This window comes from Providencia sp. (genome assembly GCF_040396775.1).
GTDB lineage: Bacteria > Pseudomonadota > Gammaproteobacteria > Enterobacterales > Enterobacteriaceae > Providencia.
In genome coordinates, this window is the sequence record NZ_JBEBNT010000026.1 from 14402 (window position 1) to 33494 (window position 19093).

Genomic DNA, 19093 nt, shown 5'->3' on the forward strand with positions numbered 1-19093 from the left:
GCAGTGTTGTTGACTGCACTCACTCGCGCAAGTCACATACTGATGTATGTTCCTAGCGACTCACTCATTTGTCGCCTAACTGCACCTCGAATTATTTACTTGTCATACTTCAAGTTGCAGTGTTGTTGACTGCACTCATTCGCGCAAGTCACATACTGATGTATGCTCCTAGCGACTCATTCATTTGTCGCCTAACTGCACCTCGAATTATTTAGAGTAAATGCATCTCAAATTGTTCACTCGCGCAAGTCACATGTTATTCAGAATAAACGATGCTATTTGTTATCAGAAAGCACGCTGGTAAGGCATGATACCCGCTTCTAACATTTTCTGACTACCTAAACTATGATTGTTATTTAGGCCTCTAAGTTCCACATTGACTGACCATTTATTATCATATTCGCTGCTGAACTTCTCTTTTTGCCAACCGACAATCTTCCGTTCATAGCCAAGGTTGACTGCCCAGCAACAGGTATTGTATTGCAACCCAACCAATTGGCTTGCAGATTGCTGTTGTTTGGTATCGTAATAATAGGAACCAACAAAGCCCCATTGTTCGCTTAATGGCCAACTTACAACTGTACCAACTTGGGAAATACCTTGTTGGTATTCAGGTAGTGTATAGGTATAGCCGCCATTCTCTGCTTCATCTCGACGGAAAGTAGCTTGAATATAATCACGGTCAACAAAGCGGTAGTTTAATTGGACTAAGCGGTCAGCATCTAAACGGTACTCTGCAACGGCATTACCCATTGTGACGTTACCGAGGCGGCGGTCGTATTGTAACCCGCCACGAATACCCCAGTTTTCATCAATACGCCACATGGAATCTGTTGCCCACAGTAAAGAACCTGTGTTGCTCTTATCATCGATAGGGCTGTTAGAGTTTCCTGCACGTGGACGCTCAAAGTAATAGATTTGCCCTACAGAGAAATTAAAGCGTTCCGCGAGTGCATCATCATAAACGCGAGTCGTTAAACCAGTCGTGAACTGATTTGCAGAGGCGATACGGTCAAGGCCACTGTATATACGGTCACGGAATAAACCGCTGTAATCCGATTGCAGTAAAGAGGAGTCAAAGTTATTGATATTGTCCTGATCTTTATAGGGAATATACAAATATTGAACGCGAGGCTCTAATGTTTGCACATAATCGCTGCCTTGGAAAAGGTCTCGCTCGAAAACGACTTTAGCATCGCTCTTAAACATTGGGAGCACGCGGCTAACGTTTTTCTCTAGGCTGCTATCCGTATTTGATGTTGGAATATCTTGGTCATAATGGGTCGCATACAGTTTGATGCTGTTATTCATGTTTGCCCAGCCATTTGATAATGGCAGGTTCACTTCAGGCTCAATGTGTAAACGCGTTGCATCAGGGTTATTTTTACCTACGCTGGTAAAGCGAGCGGCTTGCGCATAGGTATGCACATCAAAAGCACCTAAATTATTTTTATAATAATTGAAGTCAACTTGCGGCTCTGCTTTATAAGCGCGTTTGTTCGGGTTATCCGCAAAAATTTGGAATTGTTTGTGGGTAACTTTCGCATTCCAGTTGGTATCTGAATAGCCCGCGCTGAATTTTTGCGTGGCGTAGCCATCGGTTGTACTACCGTACTGGGAGCTAAAATCGGTAAAGTATTGCGGATCGCTAACTTTGGTGTAGTCAGACGCAAAATTCCAGTGCCCCGCGTAGGTGCCTGAATGGCGCCAGTAGAATAACCAACGGTCATCGCTATCACGAGCAGCACGTTTTTCACGTTCTTTATCTTTGATATAAGCACGGTCACGGGCGATGTAATCAAAAGCGACTGTGCCTGTTCCCGGCGTGATCAGATAACGAAATTCGTTGTTTAACTTCACGCCTCTGTGGGTCATAAACTGAGGTGTGATGGTCGCATCATAATTCGGGGCAATATTCCAATAATACGGTAAAGAGAACTCTAAGCCGTCGTTAGTCGAATAGCTACCCGTTGGGATTAAGAAACCAGAGCGGCGCTTATTACCAATCGGTAATTGCATGTAGGGGCTGTAGAAAATCGGTACATCACCGACTTTAAAGCGCGCATGCCAAATTTCCGCCACTTCTTCCTCACGGTCGATAATGACTTCAGACCCTGCAACGCTCCAGCTATTATTGCCCGGTAAGCAGGTGGTGAATGTCCCGTTTTCCATGATGGAATAGCGGTTTTCACCACGCATTTTCATTTTCGTCGCGTCACCACGGCCTTGGCGACCGACCATCATGTAGTTACCGTCGTTTACGTCGGTATTTTTATTATCTAAGTTAGACCAAGCGGAAGGGCCTTTTAAGATAATTTGCGGGTCGTCATAGTGAACATTACCTGTTGCGGTAACTTCGCGAACAGGTGGCTGTCCCGCAGTTTCAGTTTGCGTTAGTTTAACTTTATCAGCGGTCAGCGTTTGGTTCCCTTGTTGGATATCGACATTGCCGTCATATTCAACAAAATTAGGGTATTCACCACGAACATCTTCAGCCGTAATGTTAATTGGCAGGTTGTTAGAGTCGCCTTTTACAATTGGTTTTGTGTAAACAGGGACGCCCAACATACACTGCTGCGCAAGGTCAGCATGCGCTTGCTGACTATAAATAGCCGCCCATACAAGGGTGGCAACTAGTGTTGGATAGCTTTTTTTCATCATTAAATATGCGGTTCCGTCATCATTGGCACAGCCAGCAAACGCTCAAAGACTAACTTAGCCAACCACTTTGCGCCAGTATAATGTAAGAAACTTTACGCGCGGGTAGTTATGCATAGAGCAGAATGAATAGTATGATAATGCAAAATTGCATTTTGAGCATTGAAGAATTGAGGGATATATGCACTATTGGGGTAAAATTATTGGCGTAATACTCGCAATCGTCTCTGGATTAGGTTTTTGGGGGGCGTTAGCGGGGTTAATTATTGGCCACGGCTTTGATAAAGCATCAATACAACGTAAATTTGCCGGGTCGATGAATAAGCGTGATCGCCAAATTATTTTCTTTGCGAGCACCTTCCAAATTTTAGGGCATTTAACCAAGTCTAAAGGCCGTGTAACTGAGACGGATATTCAGCTCGCATCAAATTTGATGGACAGAATGCAACTGCACGGCGAAACCCGAAAAGCGGCTCAACAAGCTTTTCGAGAAGGGAAATCACCTAACTTTCCTTTACGTGATGTTCTAAAACAATTACGCATGGCATGCTACGGTCGATTCGACTTAATTCAGATGTTTCTGGAAATTCAATTACAGGCCGCTTTTGCCGATGGCTCCCTTCATCCAAACGAAAGAAAAGTACTGTTTATCATTGCAGAAGAGCTTGGTATTTCAAAAGTTCAGTTCGAACAATTCTTGGATATGATCCAAAGTGGTCGCCAATTCGGTCAAGGATACTCCCAGCAGCAATCAGGGGGCTATTACCAGCAATCTAATGGCCCAACACTCGAAGATGCCTGTAAAGTCCTTGGTGTGTCTCCTAGCGACGAGCCAACTAAGATTAAGCGTGCTTACCGCAAGTTAATGAGCGAGCACCATCCAGATAAATTAGTGGCAAAAGGTTTACCGCCAGAAATGATGGAAATTGCGAAGCAGAAGGCTCAATCAATCCAAGCGGCGTACGACTTAGTTAAAAGGGAGCTTGGCTTTAAATAACTTTCCCCGTCATACTTCGAACTATAGGGGTGTTGGCTGCTTTCGGCTACTCAGGTCACATACTTATGTATGCTCCCTGAGATATCCTCAATTTGCCGCCTACCTATAGTCCGAATTATTTAGGGGAAAGAGGGAAGTGGTATATTCCGTTTTCACGCCGCAGCGTTGTTGGCTGCGCTCGCGAACCCTAGTCACATACTTATGTATGCTCCTAGGGCTCCACTCTCTTGCCGCCTAGCTGCAACACGAACTATTTAGGGGATAGGGAAATCAATCGATTGAGTAACCTAAAAATCGGGCTGGCAGGTAAAATGCATTGGTGTGCCATATTCAGGGTGGGTAATGTATAACTCCTGAGCATGTAACTGCAAACGAGGTGCAAGGGCTTTGGCCTCATCGTGGGCATAGAAGCGATCGCCAAGGATAGGGTGACCCAATGCAAGCATATGAACGCGCAATTGATGGGAACGGCCTGTGATCGGTGACAGTTTCACGCGAGTGGCTTGTTCTTCACGTCCCAATACTTGGTACTCTGTTTGCGCTGATTTACCCGTTTCAAAGCACACTTTTTGCTTTGGCCGATTTGGCCAATCACAAATCAACGGCAAATCAATCAGCCCTTCTTCTTTCTCTAAGTGACCCCATACTCGCGCAATATAGACTTTTTTAGGCTCACGCTCTCGAAATTGGCGCTTGAGTTCACGCTCGGCAGCTTTATGCAGCGCAACGACCATGACACCGCTAGTCGCCATATCAAGCCGGTGAACAGATTCTGCTGCGGGAAAATTACGCTGAACGCGGCTCATAATGCTGTCATGGTGTTCAGGGGCTTTTCCTGGTACGGAAAGTAAGCCACTGGGTTTATTCACCACTATGATATGTTCATCTTGGTAGAGCACATGCAGCCAAGGTTCAATGGAGGGATGGTAAGGTTCCATAAAATTACCCGTCATACTTCAAGTTGTAGGGGTGTTGGCTTCATTCATCTGCTCAGGTTACATACTTGTGTATGCTCCCTGAGATAGCTTCATTTGCCGCCTACCTACAACTCGAATTATTTAGGGTAATTCAATTATTACGTAAGTAAATCGAGTTGTAGATTTTAAATTAATTATCGAACCATAAAGTGTTCTATGGTTCGATTGTTATAGCTTACTGATGCGTCACGACAACTAAGCGGATGGCATCGAGGCGCCATGTGGCTTGGTCAATATTGGTCATCAGTTGTTGGCGTTCTTCCTCGATAATATCCAGTTCTTCATCACGGATATTTGGGTTGACCGCTTTTAGCGCTTCTAAACGTGAAAGTTCTAAGGTTAACGCTTTATCAGCGGCATCTTTCGCGCTCTCAATCAGTAATTTAGCTTCTTTTTCCACCATCGGTTCAGACAAACGCAGAACTGAATGCACTTCGTTTTGTACTGCATTCACCAGTTTGCTCGCCATATGGCGGTTAATCGCATTTAATTGGCGGTTAAAACTTTCAAACTCAACTTGAGAAGATAAGTTATTGCCTTTTAAATCAATTAATAAACGTACTGGTGTCGCGGGTAAGAAACGGCTGATTTGCAAGTTTTTTGGTGCTTGCGCTTCGACCACATAAATTAACTCAGTTAATAACGTACCGACAGGTAATGCTTTGTTTTTCAATAAAGAAACTGCGCAGCTGCCCGTATCGCTCGATAACACTAAATCTAACCCATTACGGATGATCGGGTGTTCCCAGCTGATAAATTGCGTATCTTCACGGGAAAGCGCTTGCTCTCTATCAAACGTGATGGTGCAACCATCTTGTGGAAGACCCGGAAAATCAGGGACTAACATATGGTCGGATGGCGTTAAGATGATTAAGTTATCACTCTTATCTTCCTGATTAATACCAACAATATCAAACAAGTTTAGTGCGAAGTTAACCAGCTCAGTGTCGTTATCGCCTTCACCAATTTCTTCTGCTAGTTGGTTACCTGCATCTCCACCGTTTGAATGCATTTCCAGCAAACGGTCACGGCCTTGTTCTAATTGCAGTTTTAAGCAGTCATGTTCGTCACGGCACGTTTTGATGAACTCATCAAACCCTTCGGTGACTGTTGGTTCTGCCATAAATTGCAGCAGTGGTTGGTAGTATTTATCGTAAATAGCGCGACCAGTCGGGCAGGTATGCTCAAAGGCATCTAATCCTTCGTGATACCAACGGATAAGCACGGCTTGTGCGGTGTTTTCTAAGAAAGGCACATGAATGCTAATATCACGGCTTTGGCCAATACGGTCTAAACGGCCAATACGTTGCTCTAGCAAATCAGGGTTAAACGGCAGGTCAAACATAACTAACTGGTTTGCGAACTGGAAGTTGCGGCCTTCTGAACCAATTTCAGAGCACAGTAAGACCTGTGCGCCTTCTTCTTGAGAAGCAAAATACGCCGCAGCACGGTCGCGCTCTAACAGGGATAACCCTTCGTGGAAGACGGCAGCACGAATCGCTTCACGTTCACGTAAAACTTGCTCTAATTGCAGTGCAGTCGCCGCTTTTGCGCAGATAACCAAGACTTTCTCATTGCGATTCGCGGTTAAAAAGCCCATCAGCCATTCAACACGGGGGTCAAAGTTCCACCACGTCGCATTTTCACCTTCAAACTCTTGGTAAATTTGCTCAGGGTAGAGCATTTCTTTGGCGCGAGTTTCGGTGTCTTTTTTGGTGCCCATAATACCTGCGACTTTAATTGCGGTCTGGTATTGGGTCGGTAATGGCATTTTTAACGAATGCAGTTCGCGACGAGGGAAGCCTTTAACACCATTACGGGTGTTTCTGAATAACAGGCGACTTGTGCCGTGCCTGTCCATCAGCATGTTAATCAGCTCTTGGCGAGCGGCAGTGCCATCTTCCGTTTCGAGATTAGCGGCTTTCAGTAATGGCTCAATATCTTGCTCTTTGATTAAATCATTGAGTAAATTTTGTTGATCATTAGTCAGTTTATCGCCAGATAATAACAATGAAACAGCATCGGCAACTGGGCGGTAGTTATCTTGCTCTGCAACAAATTCCGCATATTCATGAAAACGGCTTGGGTCGAGAAGGCGCAAACGTGCGAAGTGACTTTCTTGACCGAGCTGCTCAGGCGTCGCAGTTAACAGAAGGACTGAAGGAATATTTTCTGCTAATGTTTCAATTACTTGATATTCGCGGCTTGGTGCAGCTTCACTCCATTGTAAATGGTGTGCTTCATCGACAACCATCATATCCCAGCCTGCTTCAACCAGTTGGTCGAAACGCTGCTTGTTGCGGCGGACAAAATCCAGTGAGCACAGGACTAATTGCTCAGTTTCAAATGGGTTATCGCTGTCGTGTTGTGCCTCGCTATAACGGCTGTCATCGAACAGTGAGAAACGCAGGTTAAAACGACGAAGCATTTCCACCAGCCATTGATGCTGCAAGCTATCAGGGACGATGATAAGAACACGCTCAGCACGGCCAGCAATAAGTTGCTGGTGGATTATCATCCCAGCTTCGATGGTTTTCCCTAAGCCCACTTCATCTGCGAGTAAAACGCGTGGATGGTGGCGCTTGCCGACTTCGTTGGCGATGTGTAACTGGTGCGGAATTAAACTGGCGCGTATGCCACGCAGGCCTGTCGCTTGGTGCTTAACCTGTTCGCTTTGAAATTTACGTGCGCGAAAACGCAGTGCAAAGCGATCCATACGGTCAATCTGGCCTGCAAATAAACGGTCTTGGGGTTTATTGAAAGTTAATTTGCTATCAAGAAACACTTCTCTGAGGCTTACATCAGCTTCTTGCGTGTCTAAACGCGTACCAATGTAAGTTAATAATCCTTTATCTTCTTCAATGCTTTCAACTTGAAGTTGCCAGCCATCGTGGCTGGTGATGGTATCACCTTCATTAAACATCACTCGGGTAATGGGCGCATCACTGCGTGAGTAAAGGCGGTTTTCGCCACTTGCAGGGAAAAGTAACGTTACCATGCGGGTATCGATAGCCACAACGGCGCCTAATCCAAGTTCGCTTTCTGTATCGCTGATCCAGCGTTGACCAAGAGTAAATGGCATAGATTTAACTTAATTCCATAAATTTGTGAGTTATTCTTAGATTTTTTTAGACAATTTTTATCAGAATCTTCGCCCAGTGTTGGTGCAACTCATTAGTTGTTGCACAAGGAAGAATTCGATTTTTTGTAAAAATAGTCATTACCTGATGATTAATTATACACATTAATAAATTCAAATTGCAGTGGCTCACTGTCATTGCTTTAACTTCTTAGCGAAAAACGCGTTAAAGATAAGGCAAGAAGTGCTGATTGAATTATAACGAGTATTACTGATTATCGCGCATTATTTGTGCAGTCGAGCTGTGCGGATATCAAAGGGGCGTTATATTAATTCAACCGCGGCTTATCGTCACCTGTTAAAAAAGCATCAGTGGAATAATAAATTTTAAAACAACAGGGTAATTTGGCCTGTTAATAGGGTATCAAAGTCATCCTCTAAGAAAGGTAAGATAGCATCGGCTATTGGTTTGATTTGCTTAGAAATATAGTGTTCATAATCTGGCCTTGCTGTCACTATTTCGAGTGGTTCAGGCCCCGCTAATGTAATGATATAGCTTATCCAGCCCCCGTTTTGGTACTGCAATGGACGCTGTAATTTTACATTATAGTCATCTGCGGCACGTGCCGCGCGAACATGTGGCGGCACATTTCGTTGATAATCAGTGAGTTTTCGACGTAAGCGTTTACGGTAAACTAAACGGTCATCAAATTTACCCGCCCGAATATTTTGGATATATTCACGAATATATTCACGATACGATTGGCGATGAAAAATTCGAGTGTAGAGCTCTTTTTGAAAAATTTGTGCGAGTGGCGTCCAATCTGAACGGATCGTTTCTAGCCCTTTGAATATCATTTTATCTTGGCTTAAACCTGCATAACGTTTTTTACTGCCCATTTCAGCACCACGCACGGTTGGCATAAGAAAACGGCGATAATGTGTTTCGTACTCAAGTTCAAGCACGCCTTCGAGTTGCCATTCATCCTTTAAATGTTGTTTCCACCAATCATTGACGTAGTCACGAAGGGCATAGCCAATTTTTTGTGCTTGTTCTTCAGAGTGTTGGTCACGTAGCCAAACAAATGTGGAGTCTGTATCCCCATAAATGACTTGATAACCTTGGGATTCAATCAATCGCTTGGTTGTACGCATGATTTCATGGCCGCGCATGGTGATTGAGGCGGTTAAGCGCGGGTCGAAGAAACGGCAACCTTCAGCGCCAAGCACACCTGCAAAGGCATTCATAATAATTTTTAAGGCTTGAGAAAGCGGCGCATTTTGTTCTTTTTTGGCTTTATCGCGCGCTTGCCAAATATGGCTAACAATATCGGGTAAACAATGGGTTGTACGTGAAAACCACGCTTGGCGAAAACCTTGCACAGAATGTTGTGGTTCGGGGTGAGCAAGCCCTTCAATCATGCCTGCGGGGTCAATTAAAAAGGTACGGATAATTGAGGGGTACAGGCTTTTGTAGTCCAGCACTAACACAGAGTCATACAGGCCCGGTTGTGAGTCCATCACAAATCCGCCTGGGTTTAACTGCATTTTGTGTTCAGTTAAATTCGGCGCGATAAAACCAAGGCGGTGTAAACGTGGAATATAAAGGTGGGAAAATGCCGCAACGGAGCCCCCCATTTTATCTGGCACTAAGCCTGTAACCGACGAACGTTCTTGCAAGAACGCCATGAGATCGGTTTTTTCGAAAATACGGTGGACTAAAACGCAGTCTTGAATGTTGTAGTGTGCCAAAGCGGGCTTATCATGAGTAAAGCGGCGGTTAATCTCGTCCATTCGGTCGTAGGGGGTATCAATTGCTTTACCTTCACCAAGGAGCTCTTGGGCGACGGATTCCAGACTAAACGAAGCAAAATGCCATGTCGCATTTTTGAGTGCATCTATGCCGTCGATAATAAGCCGACCTTGGGCTGAAGCGAAGAAAACGCCTTGTTTGAAGCCATGTTCCCGCCACTCAAGTTTTGTCCCTTGCCGCCCAAATAACAGCGGAATGCCATAGCGTTCTGCGTGTTTTTGCAAAACCTGTAGGTCGAACTGGATTAAGTTCCAACCGATTATGGCATCAGGGTCGTACTGCTGTAGCCATTCATTGAGCTTATCAAGCAATTGAGGCCGGCTATTTACATACACAAGGCGATGATCCGAATTTAATGCAGGGCCTTGGTCTGGGCCTAACATAAACACCACGTTGTCACCACAACCAGATAGCCCGATTGAATACAGCTCACCATGTTGGCTGGTTTCGATATCAAGAGAAACGGCTTTAATGGGGGGGCGGTAGCCTTCGCAAGGTTTGAGTTGATATTCACCGCGAGAATTACGGGAAAACCACACTGGTGCTGTAATAAAGCGCTCCATTAAATAGCGTTCACAAGGGCGAATATCGGTTTCAAAAAGCTCAACACCTAATTCTTTACAGCTTTTTTCGATATTCTGTAATTGGCGGTATTGGTGGCAATAGATGGCGTAGACTTTTTCCCTTTGAAAGTCAGAGAGTTCAAGTAATCGGTAGCTGACATTCGGTTGTTCATCTAAAAGATGCTGAACAATTGGTAGCTTTGAAGCTGATAAAAAGCCAACTGCTTTTTGATTGGGAATGGTTATTTTTTGCGGGTGCGTGTCTGTGAGAAGCCAATACGTGGCCTCAACACCGTGGCGGGTGTCTTTCCAGTGCCGACTTAAGATAAAGCCTTGTTGTACAGGGAACATTGATTGGGGCATTGGGCAACTCGGTTCGCTAAGTTACCCAATAATATACGACAGTAGTGTGAATTTATACAGTATTAATTGGTGTTGGTGGCACGAAGAAGTGCAGAAGCGGCACTTTGCCCTTGCAATAAAGCTTGTGTATCGCCGTCATAGGCAATTACACCATCAGCGATGACTAACGTTCTTGGGGCAATTTGCAGGGCGTCATCCACATTATGAGACACCATTAACAATGTGATGGATTTTTCTGCACAAACCGTTTTTAACAACATAAGCATTTCATGGCGCAGGGCAGGATCGAGGGCTGAAAAAGGCTCATCAAGCAATAAAATCGGTTGATTGCGAACCAAGCAGCGGGCAAGGGCGGCACGTTGGCGTTGCCCTCCTGAAAGTTGTGCAGGCAAGCGGTCTAAGCACTCAGTTAAACTGACATGAGCCGCAATTTGCTCGACAACCTGCATTTGCGACGAGCCCAATCGCAGGCTTGGCTGCAAACCAAGGGCGATATTTTGTCGTATCGTTAAGTGTGCGAATAAATTGTTTTCTTGAAATAGCATGGAAACAGGGCGTTGTGCTGGTGGCGTGAAGGTGTGATCTTGCCCATTAAGTTCTATTGCGCCTGTCTTGGGAAACTGAAAGCCGCTGATTAAGCTCAATAACGTGCTTTTTCCCGCACCGCTTGGCCCCATAATCGCGACACATTCCCCTGATTTTACTGAAAAATCAAATGACATCGCTAAGTTATCATATTGGTAATCTAAATTTGTCAGCTTAATCATGGTGTTTTCCTGAAATGCGTTCAAGCAAGCTAAATAAACAAAAACACAGCATTAGCAGCAGCATCGCGGTTACCGCGCCATCATTGGTACGATATGCTCCAATTTGCTGGTACAAATAATAGGGAAGCGTGCGGAAATTTTCATTACCAAACAGCGCCACGATGCCAAAATCCCCCACTGAAATCACACAAGCAAATGCGAGAGCTTGGGCAATTGGTTTACGTAGTGCTTTGAGCTCAATAATTTTAAAACGGTTAAACCCGGTGATCGCTAAGGATTGGCATAAAGGGTTATATCGCTCCGCGGTGTCTCTCATAGGGTTTTCGAGGACTTTTAAAGCATAGGGGATAGCTAACAGGGCATTGGTCATAATCACCACAGGGTAGGGCGATTCAGGTAGCCCAATGGTTTCATTGAAAAAGATAAAAAAACCTGTTGCAAGGACGATCCCTGGCATAGCTAAAATAATTAAGCCGCTTAACTCAATCGCTTGTCCAAGTCGCACGGCTTGGCGTAAACGCAGCTCACGGCTACTCCAAAGCAGCATCAAGGTGAGAGTGACACAAACTACACCTGCACAGAGCGCAATAAACAGCGACGTTCCTGTGGCTTGCCATAATGCAGGTTGCTGTAAGACCGATAATAGCTGCCCGTTTAAACCATCGAAAACGACGGCAAGCAGCGGGGGGAGCAACAATAACATCGCCGCAGCAATGAATAAGCAATCACGAATGCGGCGAAAACGGTTATCTGCGGGGTCTACCCATTGTGTTTGGTGGCTAAAACCGACTGAAAATAAATTATTGATTTTTTGACAAATAAACATCAATCCAATACAGAAAAATAATTGGATGAGCGCCAGAATTGTCGCTCTACCAAGGTCAAAATCATAATTAAGTGCTTGATAGATTGCGAGTTCAATCGTTGTTGCCGCAGGGCCACCACCTAAAGCGAGTACGGTGGCAAAACTGGCAAAGCACAACATAAAGATCAGTGCTGCGGTAGGGAGGATTTGCCTACGCAAATATGGCCATTCTAAAATTTTAAACTGTTGCCACTCATTAAACCCTAATTGCGCTGTCATTTGCCGTTGTTCAATGGCGATATTTTCTAAGGATTGCAATAACATCCTCGTGGCGAGCGGCATATTAAAGAAAATATGCGCAAGTAAAATACCTGTTAAGCCGTAGGGTGAAAAGTGGTATTCCACACCTATCCAGTGGCTGATTTTTGCCAGCCAACCTGTTTGCCCATATACCGATAAAATACCAAATACAGCGACTAAAACAGGGAGGACAAGCGTCATCGCACAAAGGCGTATAAATAATGTACGCCCCCAAAAACGACGGCGGTAAAGTGCTCTTGCAAGGAAAATGGCAGGAAGCACGGAAAAAATAGCGGACAAAAAAGCCTGCCAAAAGGTAAAGCCAATGACATGCCATAGATAACTGTCGCTGATGATGTCATCAATGGCGATTTCAGGGGCAAAAAACCACAGCGCTCCAAAACTGAGAAGCGCTATCGTAATTAATAAACCGGAAGCGAGAACTCCCGGTAATAAAGAGAGATTAATTAACGACTGACGGCTGTTTGCCATAAACGAGTCCAGTTTTGACGTTCTTTAGCCACTTCTTGTGAACTAAATTGTAAGGCTTTTTGGGGCAGAGGCAGTTGGTTATAAACCTCTGGCAGAGGAATATCAATCACAGGATACATCCAGTTAGTGGTTGGTAATGTATTTTGGAATTCAGGTGTTAAAACGAATTGCAAAAATTGCTTAGCGAGTTCAGGTTGTGGGCTGTTTTTCAACCTTGCGGCGACTTCTACTTGCATGTAATGGCCTTCATCAAACAAGGCAGCGGCGTAGTTATCTTTTTTGTCGTTGAGCATTTGGTAGCCCGGCGATGAGGTATAGCTCAGAACGAAATCGCCTTCACCTTTTAAGAATAAACCGTATGCTTCGCTCCAACCTTTGGTGACCGTTAAGGTTTTTCCAGCCATTTTTTTCCAAGCATCTGCGGATTTATCACCATATAGTTTTTCAATCCATAACATCAGCCCAAGCCCTGGTGTGCTGGTGCGTGGGTCTTGGTAGATGATTTTCCAGTTATTTTCACTATTTAATAGCGCATCCATACTTGTGGGAGGTTGTTGGATTTTATTTTTGTCATAAATGAAAGCAAAATAGCCATAGTCATAAGGAATGAAAATAGAGCTATTCCATGCAATGGGTAATTTTAAGGCTGTCGTGTCAATTTCAGCAGGGGCAAAGAGGCCTGTTTTTTCAGCGGAATCTAATAGATTGTTATCTAAGCCTAAAATGACGTCAGCTTTACTTTTTTTTCCTTCCATTCTTAAACGGTTTAATAGCGCAACGCCATCTCCCAACGCAACAATTTTTAATTCGCAGTCACACTGAGCTTCAAAATTCTTTTTAATTTGCGGACCTGGTCCCCACTCTGCGGCAAAGGAGTCATAGGTATAGACAGTTAGGGTTGGTTTTTCTGCCCATGCGAATTGACTTAAACTGAGTGTACTAAGGGTAAAAATCGATGCTATAATTTTGTTTTTAAACATGCTTTTTCCTGCGCTAAAAGAGAGTGACACAGGATTTGAGAGTGAACCGATGCAGGTTTGCAGGCGGTGGCTCAAATCCCTACGCCGGTATTAACCGGATCAGGTTCTACGGGTTATTTCTCAGCCAAAATAATATTGGCACCCCGTTGAGACGCTCACTATTGTAGAGACTTCGGACATATCTGCAAACTGTATTGATATAGGTTTACCAGTTAGGGTATGTGTGAAACAATTAGGTATCTTTCAAATTTGGTTATTGGGGTAGTCGAGTGATTGATGATGATGGCTACCGCCCGAATGTAGGAATTGTAATTTGTAATCGGCAAGGGCAGGTTTTATGGGCTCGCCGCTATGGTCAACACTCATGGCAGTTCCCTCAAGGAGGCATCAATCCGGGGGAATCACCAGAGCAAGCGATGTATCGTGAGTTATACGAAGAAGTTGGGCTACAGCGTAAGGATGTCAGGTTATTGGCGTCTACCCGTAATTGGTTACGTTACAAATTACCCAAGCGTTTGGTGCGTTGGGATACAAAACCAGTTTGTATTGGGCAGAAACAGCGTTGGTTTTTACTCCAATTGCAATGTAATGATGCCGATATAAACGTGCAGCGCAGTAAATCGCCAGAATTTGATGGCTGGCGATGGGTCAGTTATTGGTATCCTGTCAGGCAGGTGGTCTCTTTTAAACGGGAAGTCTATCGCCGTGTAATGAAAGAATTCGCTCCAGTTGTTATGCCTTTACAGGAACAAAAATTACCACAACGACCTGTTTTTAATAACCGTAGGCGCGGAGCAAAGTAAGCCTATGTTGATGCGTTTACGTGAAATTGTCGAAAAAGTTGCGATGGCGACAAGTTTGACTGATGCGCTCGAAGTGTTGGTGAATGAAACCTGCAAAGCAATGCGAACTGATGTGTGTTCGATTTACTTGGCTGATCATCCTCGCCAATGCTATTACTTAATGGCAACCCGCGGGTTAAAAAAACCTAGCGGGATTGCTGTTCGCCTTGGCTTTGATGAAGGCGTTGTTGGCGCGGTTGGGCGCCAATCTGAAATGCTAAACCTCGCTGATGCCCGTGAACATCCTCAATACAAATACCTTCCTCAATTAAAAGAAGAGCAGCTTAAAGCCTTTCTTGGTGTCCCCATTGTTTATCGGCGCCAATTATTAGGCGTGCTTGTTGTTCAGCAGCGTGAAAAACGCCTGTTTAATGAGACAGAAGAATCTTTTATGGTGACTCTGTCGATGCAGCTCGCTGTGATCCTATCGCAAGCACAATCCAAAGGGATTTTTGGGCAATATCGGCAAAATAGAATTAAAGCCATCCCAGTTTCTCAGGGAATCTCAATGGCCTATGGTTGGCAAGATAACTCACAACCCTCTTTTGATAGTATCAGCCAAACCAGTGCCATTGATATTGATAGTGAAAAGCAACGTTTAATTACCGCTTTAGAAAGTGCAACGGCAGAATGTCGGCGGATCAGTAAACGCTTTATGGCGAGTTCTGCGAAAGAAAGTGCGGCAATTTTTGACCTTTATAATCATCTGCTTAGCGACCCTCAGCTTAAAAAACATTTATTTGCGGCCATTGATGATGGTGCTGCCGCTGAGTGGGCAGTGAAAATGGTTATTGAAAACTATGTTGAGCAATTCTCTCGTTTACGTGATCTCTATTTAAGAGAGCGAGGCGCAGATCTCAAGGCGTTAGGTCAACGTCTATTATTCCATCTTGATGACTCGTTAACGGCGAATGAACAGTGGCCCGATCGCTTCATTTTAGTGGCTGATGAACTCAGTGCCAGTGTGCTTGCTGAATTGCCAATGGAGCAACTCGCGGGTGTTATTGTACGTGATGGTGCAACACACTCGCATTCGGCAATCTTAATTCGAGCAATGGGTATTCCTGCTATTATGGGCGCCGATATTGAACCGTCTTTACTGCATAACCGTCATTTGATTTTAGATGGTTATCGTGGCGAAGTGTTCATTGAACCTGAAAATCTAATTATTCAAGAATATCAGCAGATTATTGAAGAAGAAAACGTTATTAGTCGTTTAGCAGAGGGAACTTTAGAGCAAGATGCGACTTTAATCGGTGGTGAGCCGATACAGATCCACTTAAATGCGGGGCTGAGCCCGCGTTACGAGCAGCAAATTAATACTGGAGTTGATGGCGTTGGGCTATATCGCACAGAACTACCGTTTATGCTGCATAATGGTTTTCCTTCAGAAGACGAACAAAAACAGTTATATAAAGAAGTTTTACAGTTATTCCCAACAAAGCCTGTGGTGTTACGCACCCTCGATATTGGGGCAGACAAACAGCTTCCGTATATGCCTATCAGTGAAGAAAATCCAAGCCTAGGTTGGCGAGGGATCCGCATAATGCTTGACCAGCCTGAGATTTTTTTAATTCAATTAAGGGCGATGTTACGAGCTAATGCATTAGCTGGAAATTTACGTATTCTTTTGCCGATGGTGACCAGTATTAATGAGATAGATGAAGCTATTTCATTAATAAATAGAGCAAAGGAAGAGGTCAGTCAGTTGATTGGGCAGACAATAAAAATGCCGCAGGTGGGGGTGATGCTTGAAGTGCCTTCATTGCTATTCTTATTACCGGAAATAAAAAAACGTGTCGATTTTATTTCTATTGGTACCAATGACTTTACACAATATTTACTTGCAGTTGACCGCAACAATACACATGTCGCTGCGCTATATGATAATCTCCATCCTGCGGTCATTCGCTTCCTTGCGAAGGTTAGTGAAGACTGCCAGCGTCTAGGGCTTCCTGTCAGTGTGTGCGGTGAGATGGCAGGCCAGCCACTCAGTGCTATGATATTAATTGCCCTTGGTTACCGCTCGTTAAGTATGAGTGGGCGCAGTGTCCCGCGGATGAAATACCTTATTCGCCAGCTTGATCCTGTGTTAATGCCTGATTTAGTCAATAAATTATTAATGGCTGAAACATGTGAAAGTGTTCGAAAAGAAGCTAGCCATTTTATGGAAATACATCATTTAGGTGGTTTTGTGCGTGGTGGCATTTAGCGCCTTTATTCTTGTTCGTCTGCGGTTAAATTAGGCTAAAGTGATTATATACGAGTATAAGTCACCATGCTTTTTGTTGTATGCTTTCGCGCTCTTCAAATAAATTGAAGTGTATTGAATACTTTATAGTCAGCCAATAGTTGGCTTAATCATTAAAAGTGGGGAACGATGAGTAACAGCTACTTAGCATTTCCGGAAATTGATCCTGTTATGTTCTCAATTGGGCCAGTATCGCTGCACTGGTATGGTTTTATGTACCTTGTTGGCTTTGTTTTTGCGTTATGGCTAGCGGGGCGCCGTGCTGCAAAACCAAATAGCGGTTGGACAAAAAACGAAGTTGAAAACCTACTGTATGTTGGTTTTGTTGGTGTTTTTGTTGGTGGGCGCCTTGGCTATGTATTTTTCTATAACCTCCCTGTTTTCCTCGATGATCCGCTTTATCTCTTTAAGGTGTGGGATGGTGGGATGTCCTTCCATGGCGGCTTAATTGGTGTTATTTGTGCCATGATGTGGTTTGCACATCGAACTCGTCGTCGTTTTCTCCAAGTTTCTGACTTTGTGGCTCCATTAATCCCATTCGGTTTAGGTATGGGACGTATCGGTAACTTTATTAATGGTGAGTTGTGGGGGCGTGTCACCCTTGATACACCTTGGGCTTTCTTGTTCCCACATTCACGCAGCGAAGATATTCAATTGGCGGCTCAAGACCCTTCTTTACTGCCGATTTTAGAGCAATATGGTGTGTTACCAAGGCACCCTTCACAGCTGTATGAAATGTTCTTAGAAGGTATTGTCCTGTTCCTCATTCTTAACTTGTTTGTTCGTAAACCAAAACCAATGGGTAGTGTTTCAGGGCTGTTTTTAATCGGCTACGGTGCATTTAGGATCATTGTGGAGTTCTTTAGGCAGCCTGATGCGCAACTTGGGTTGTTTGGTGGTATCAGTATGGGGCAGATTTTATCTATTCCTATGATAATCATTGGTATTTTAATGATTGTATGGGCATATAAGTACGGTAAAAATGTTCCTGCTCATAAGCCAGAAAAAGAGCCTAAAGGTAGTTAGCTAGCATTGTTATTGTGGTTAGCTTAGTATTTTAAGTACAACAATTTCACTGAAGATAACGTATTTAGTACTAAGCTTACCAGTTAAGTTATTTTTTGAATAAAAGAGAGCCACTATGAAGCCGTATCTAGATTTATGCCAACGTATCATTGATGAAGGGCAATGGGTTGAAAATAAACGCACAGGCGTTCGTTGTTTAACTGTTATTAATGCCGATCTTGAATATGATGTTGGTAATAATCAGTTCCCTTTGATTACGACTCGTAAAAGCTTTTACAAAGCAGCGATTGCAGAGCTACTCGGTTACTTGCGTGGTTATGATAATGCAGCACAATTTCGGGAAATTGGTTGCAACACTTGGAACGCAAATGCGAATGAAAACCAAGCTTGGCTGAATAATCCTCATCGAAAAGGTGAAGACGATATGGGCCGTGTTTATGGTGTTCAAGGCCGCTCATGGCAACGCCCAGATGGCACTCATCTTGATCAACTTCAGAAAGTTGTTAATAACTTAAAAAATGGTATTGATGACCGCGCGGAAATCATCACTTTCTATAACCCTGGTGAATTTGAAATGGGGTGCTTGCGTCCTTGTATGCACACTCATACATTTTCATTATTAGGTGATACGCTGCATCTAACATCGTATCAGCGCAGCTGTGATGTTCCGCTCGGTTTGAATTTTAATCAAGTACAATGCTTTGTTTTACTTGCAGTAATGGCACGCATCACGGGCCATAAAGCAGGTAAGGCCTATCATAAGATTGTAAATGCACATATTTATGAAAACCAGTTACCGTTGATGAGAGATGTGCAATTAAAACGTGAACCATATCCTTCTCCTTCATTAATTATTAATCCAAAAATTAAAACGTTAGAAGATATTGAAACATGGGTAACTACTGATGACTTCAAGCTCGATGGGTATCAATGTCATGAAGCTATCAAATATCCATTTACTGTTTAATTAATGATCCTCTTTTGTGACTATGGTGGCTTTAGATAAAGAGTCACCATAGGTTCTATTCTTGAATACATATTTCCCCTCCTTGAGCTATCCGCGCTTTGCTAATGCGTTTTATTTTGTTGCTCCTCGAGTAAGAAAACTGCACATTTTTTCTCTCCCTCAATTGTTTTGCGAAGCGCTTCGCAAATTGATTTAAATACAAATCAAGCGTGT

Annotated in this window: 12 protein-coding genes and 1 riboswitch; of the genes, 5 read left to right on the top strand and 7 right to left on the bottom strand. The window is 43.8% G+C overall.

What is annotated here, in order from left to right; translation table 11 throughout:
• Window positions 1-285: 285 nt before the first annotated feature.
• Window positions 286-2658, bottom strand: a complete 2373-nt coding sequence (gene lptD, locus ABWP91_RS18555) for an LPS assembly protein LptD (protein ID WP_353244511.1) — start codon at window positions 2656-2658, stop codon at window positions 286-288.
• A gap of 181 nt (window positions 2659-2839) precedes the next feature.
• Here lptD and djlA point away from each other — a divergent pair, with 181 nt between their 5' ends.
• The gene (gene djlA, locus ABWP91_RS18560; protein WP_353244490.1) at window positions 2840-3655 is read left to right on the top strand and encodes a co-chaperone DjlA; all 816 of its coding nucleotides are present in this window, start codon (window positions 2840-2842) and stop codon (window positions 3653-3655) included.
• A gap of 287 nt (window positions 3656-3942) precedes the next feature.
• On the opposite strand, the gene rluA is transcribed toward djlA, so the two are convergent.
• From rluA to thiB, 6 genes are all read right to left on the bottom strand, one after another.
• The gene (gene rluA, locus ABWP91_RS18565) at window positions 3943-4593 is read right to left on the bottom strand and encodes a bifunctional tRNA pseudouridine(32) synthase/23S rRNA pseudouridine(746) synthase RluA (RefSeq protein WP_353244491.1); all 651 of its coding nucleotides are present in this window, start codon (window positions 4591-4593) and stop codon (window positions 3943-3945) included.
• Window positions 4594-4807: 214 nt separating this feature from the next.
• Entirely contained in the window at window positions 4808-7714 is a 2907-nt protein-coding gene (rapA, locus tag ABWP91_RS18570) for an RNA polymerase-associated protein RapA (RefSeq protein ID WP_353244492.1), read from the bottom strand.
• Window positions 7715-8098: 384 nt separating this feature from the next.
• Window positions 8099-10450: a DNA polymerase II gene (locus ABWP91_RS18575; RefSeq protein WP_353244493.1), complete on the bottom strand. Its 2352-nt coding sequence runs from the start codon at window positions 10448-10450 to the stop codon at window positions 8099-8101.
• 62 nt (window positions 10451-10512) lie between these two features.
• Window positions 10513-11217, bottom strand: coding sequence for a thiamine ABC transporter ATP-binding protein ThiQ (thiQ, locus tag ABWP91_RS18580; protein ID WP_353244494.1), 705 nt, complete (start codon window positions 11215-11217; stop codon window positions 10513-10515).
• Complete coding sequence (gene thiP / locus ABWP91_RS18585; RefSeq protein ID WP_353244495.1) at window positions 11210-12814, bottom strand: thiamine/thiamine pyrophosphate ABC transporter permease ThiP; 1605 nt, start codon at window positions 12812-12814, stop codon at window positions 11210-11212. Before thiP ends, thiQ begins: the two co-directional genes overlap by 8 nt.
• Window positions 12790-13794, bottom strand: coding sequence for a thiamine ABC transporter substrate binding subunit (gene thiB / locus ABWP91_RS18590; RefSeq protein ID WP_353244496.1), 1005 nt, complete (start codon window positions 13792-13794; stop codon window positions 12790-12792). Before thiB ends, thiP begins: the two co-directional genes overlap by 25 nt.
• A 58-nt stretch (window positions 13795-13852) precedes the next feature.
• Window positions 13853-13950: riboswitch (TPP riboswitch) on the bottom strand.
• Between the two features lie 113 nt (window positions 13951-14063).
• Between thiB and rppH the strand changes: the two genes are divergently transcribed.
• From rppH to ABWP91_RS18610, 4 genes are all read left to right on the top strand, one after another.
• The gene (rppH, locus tag ABWP91_RS18595; RefSeq protein ID WP_042845994.1) at window positions 14064-14597 is read left to right on the top strand and encodes an RNA pyrophosphohydrolase; all 534 of its coding nucleotides are present in this window, start codon (window positions 14064-14066) and stop codon (window positions 14595-14597) included.
• A 4-nt stretch (window positions 14598-14601) separates the two neighbouring features.
• Window positions 14602-16848, top strand: coding sequence for a phosphoenolpyruvate--protein phosphotransferase (gene ptsP / locus ABWP91_RS18600; RefSeq protein WP_353244497.1), 2247 nt, complete (start codon window positions 14602-14604; stop codon window positions 16846-16848).
• 168 nt (window positions 16849-17016) lie between these two features.
• On the top strand, window positions 17017-17913 hold the full coding sequence (gene lgt, locus ABWP91_RS18605) for a prolipoprotein diacylglyceryl transferase (RefSeq protein WP_353244498.1): 897 nt from the start codon (window positions 17017-17019) through the stop codon (window positions 17911-17913).
• A 115-nt stretch (window positions 17914-18028) separates the two neighbouring features.
• Window positions 18029-18880, top strand: a complete 852-nt coding sequence (locus ABWP91_RS18610) for a thymidylate synthase (RefSeq protein ID WP_353244499.1) — start codon at window positions 18029-18031, stop codon at window positions 18878-18880.
• The last annotated feature ends 213 nt before the right edge of the window (window positions 18881-19093 follow it).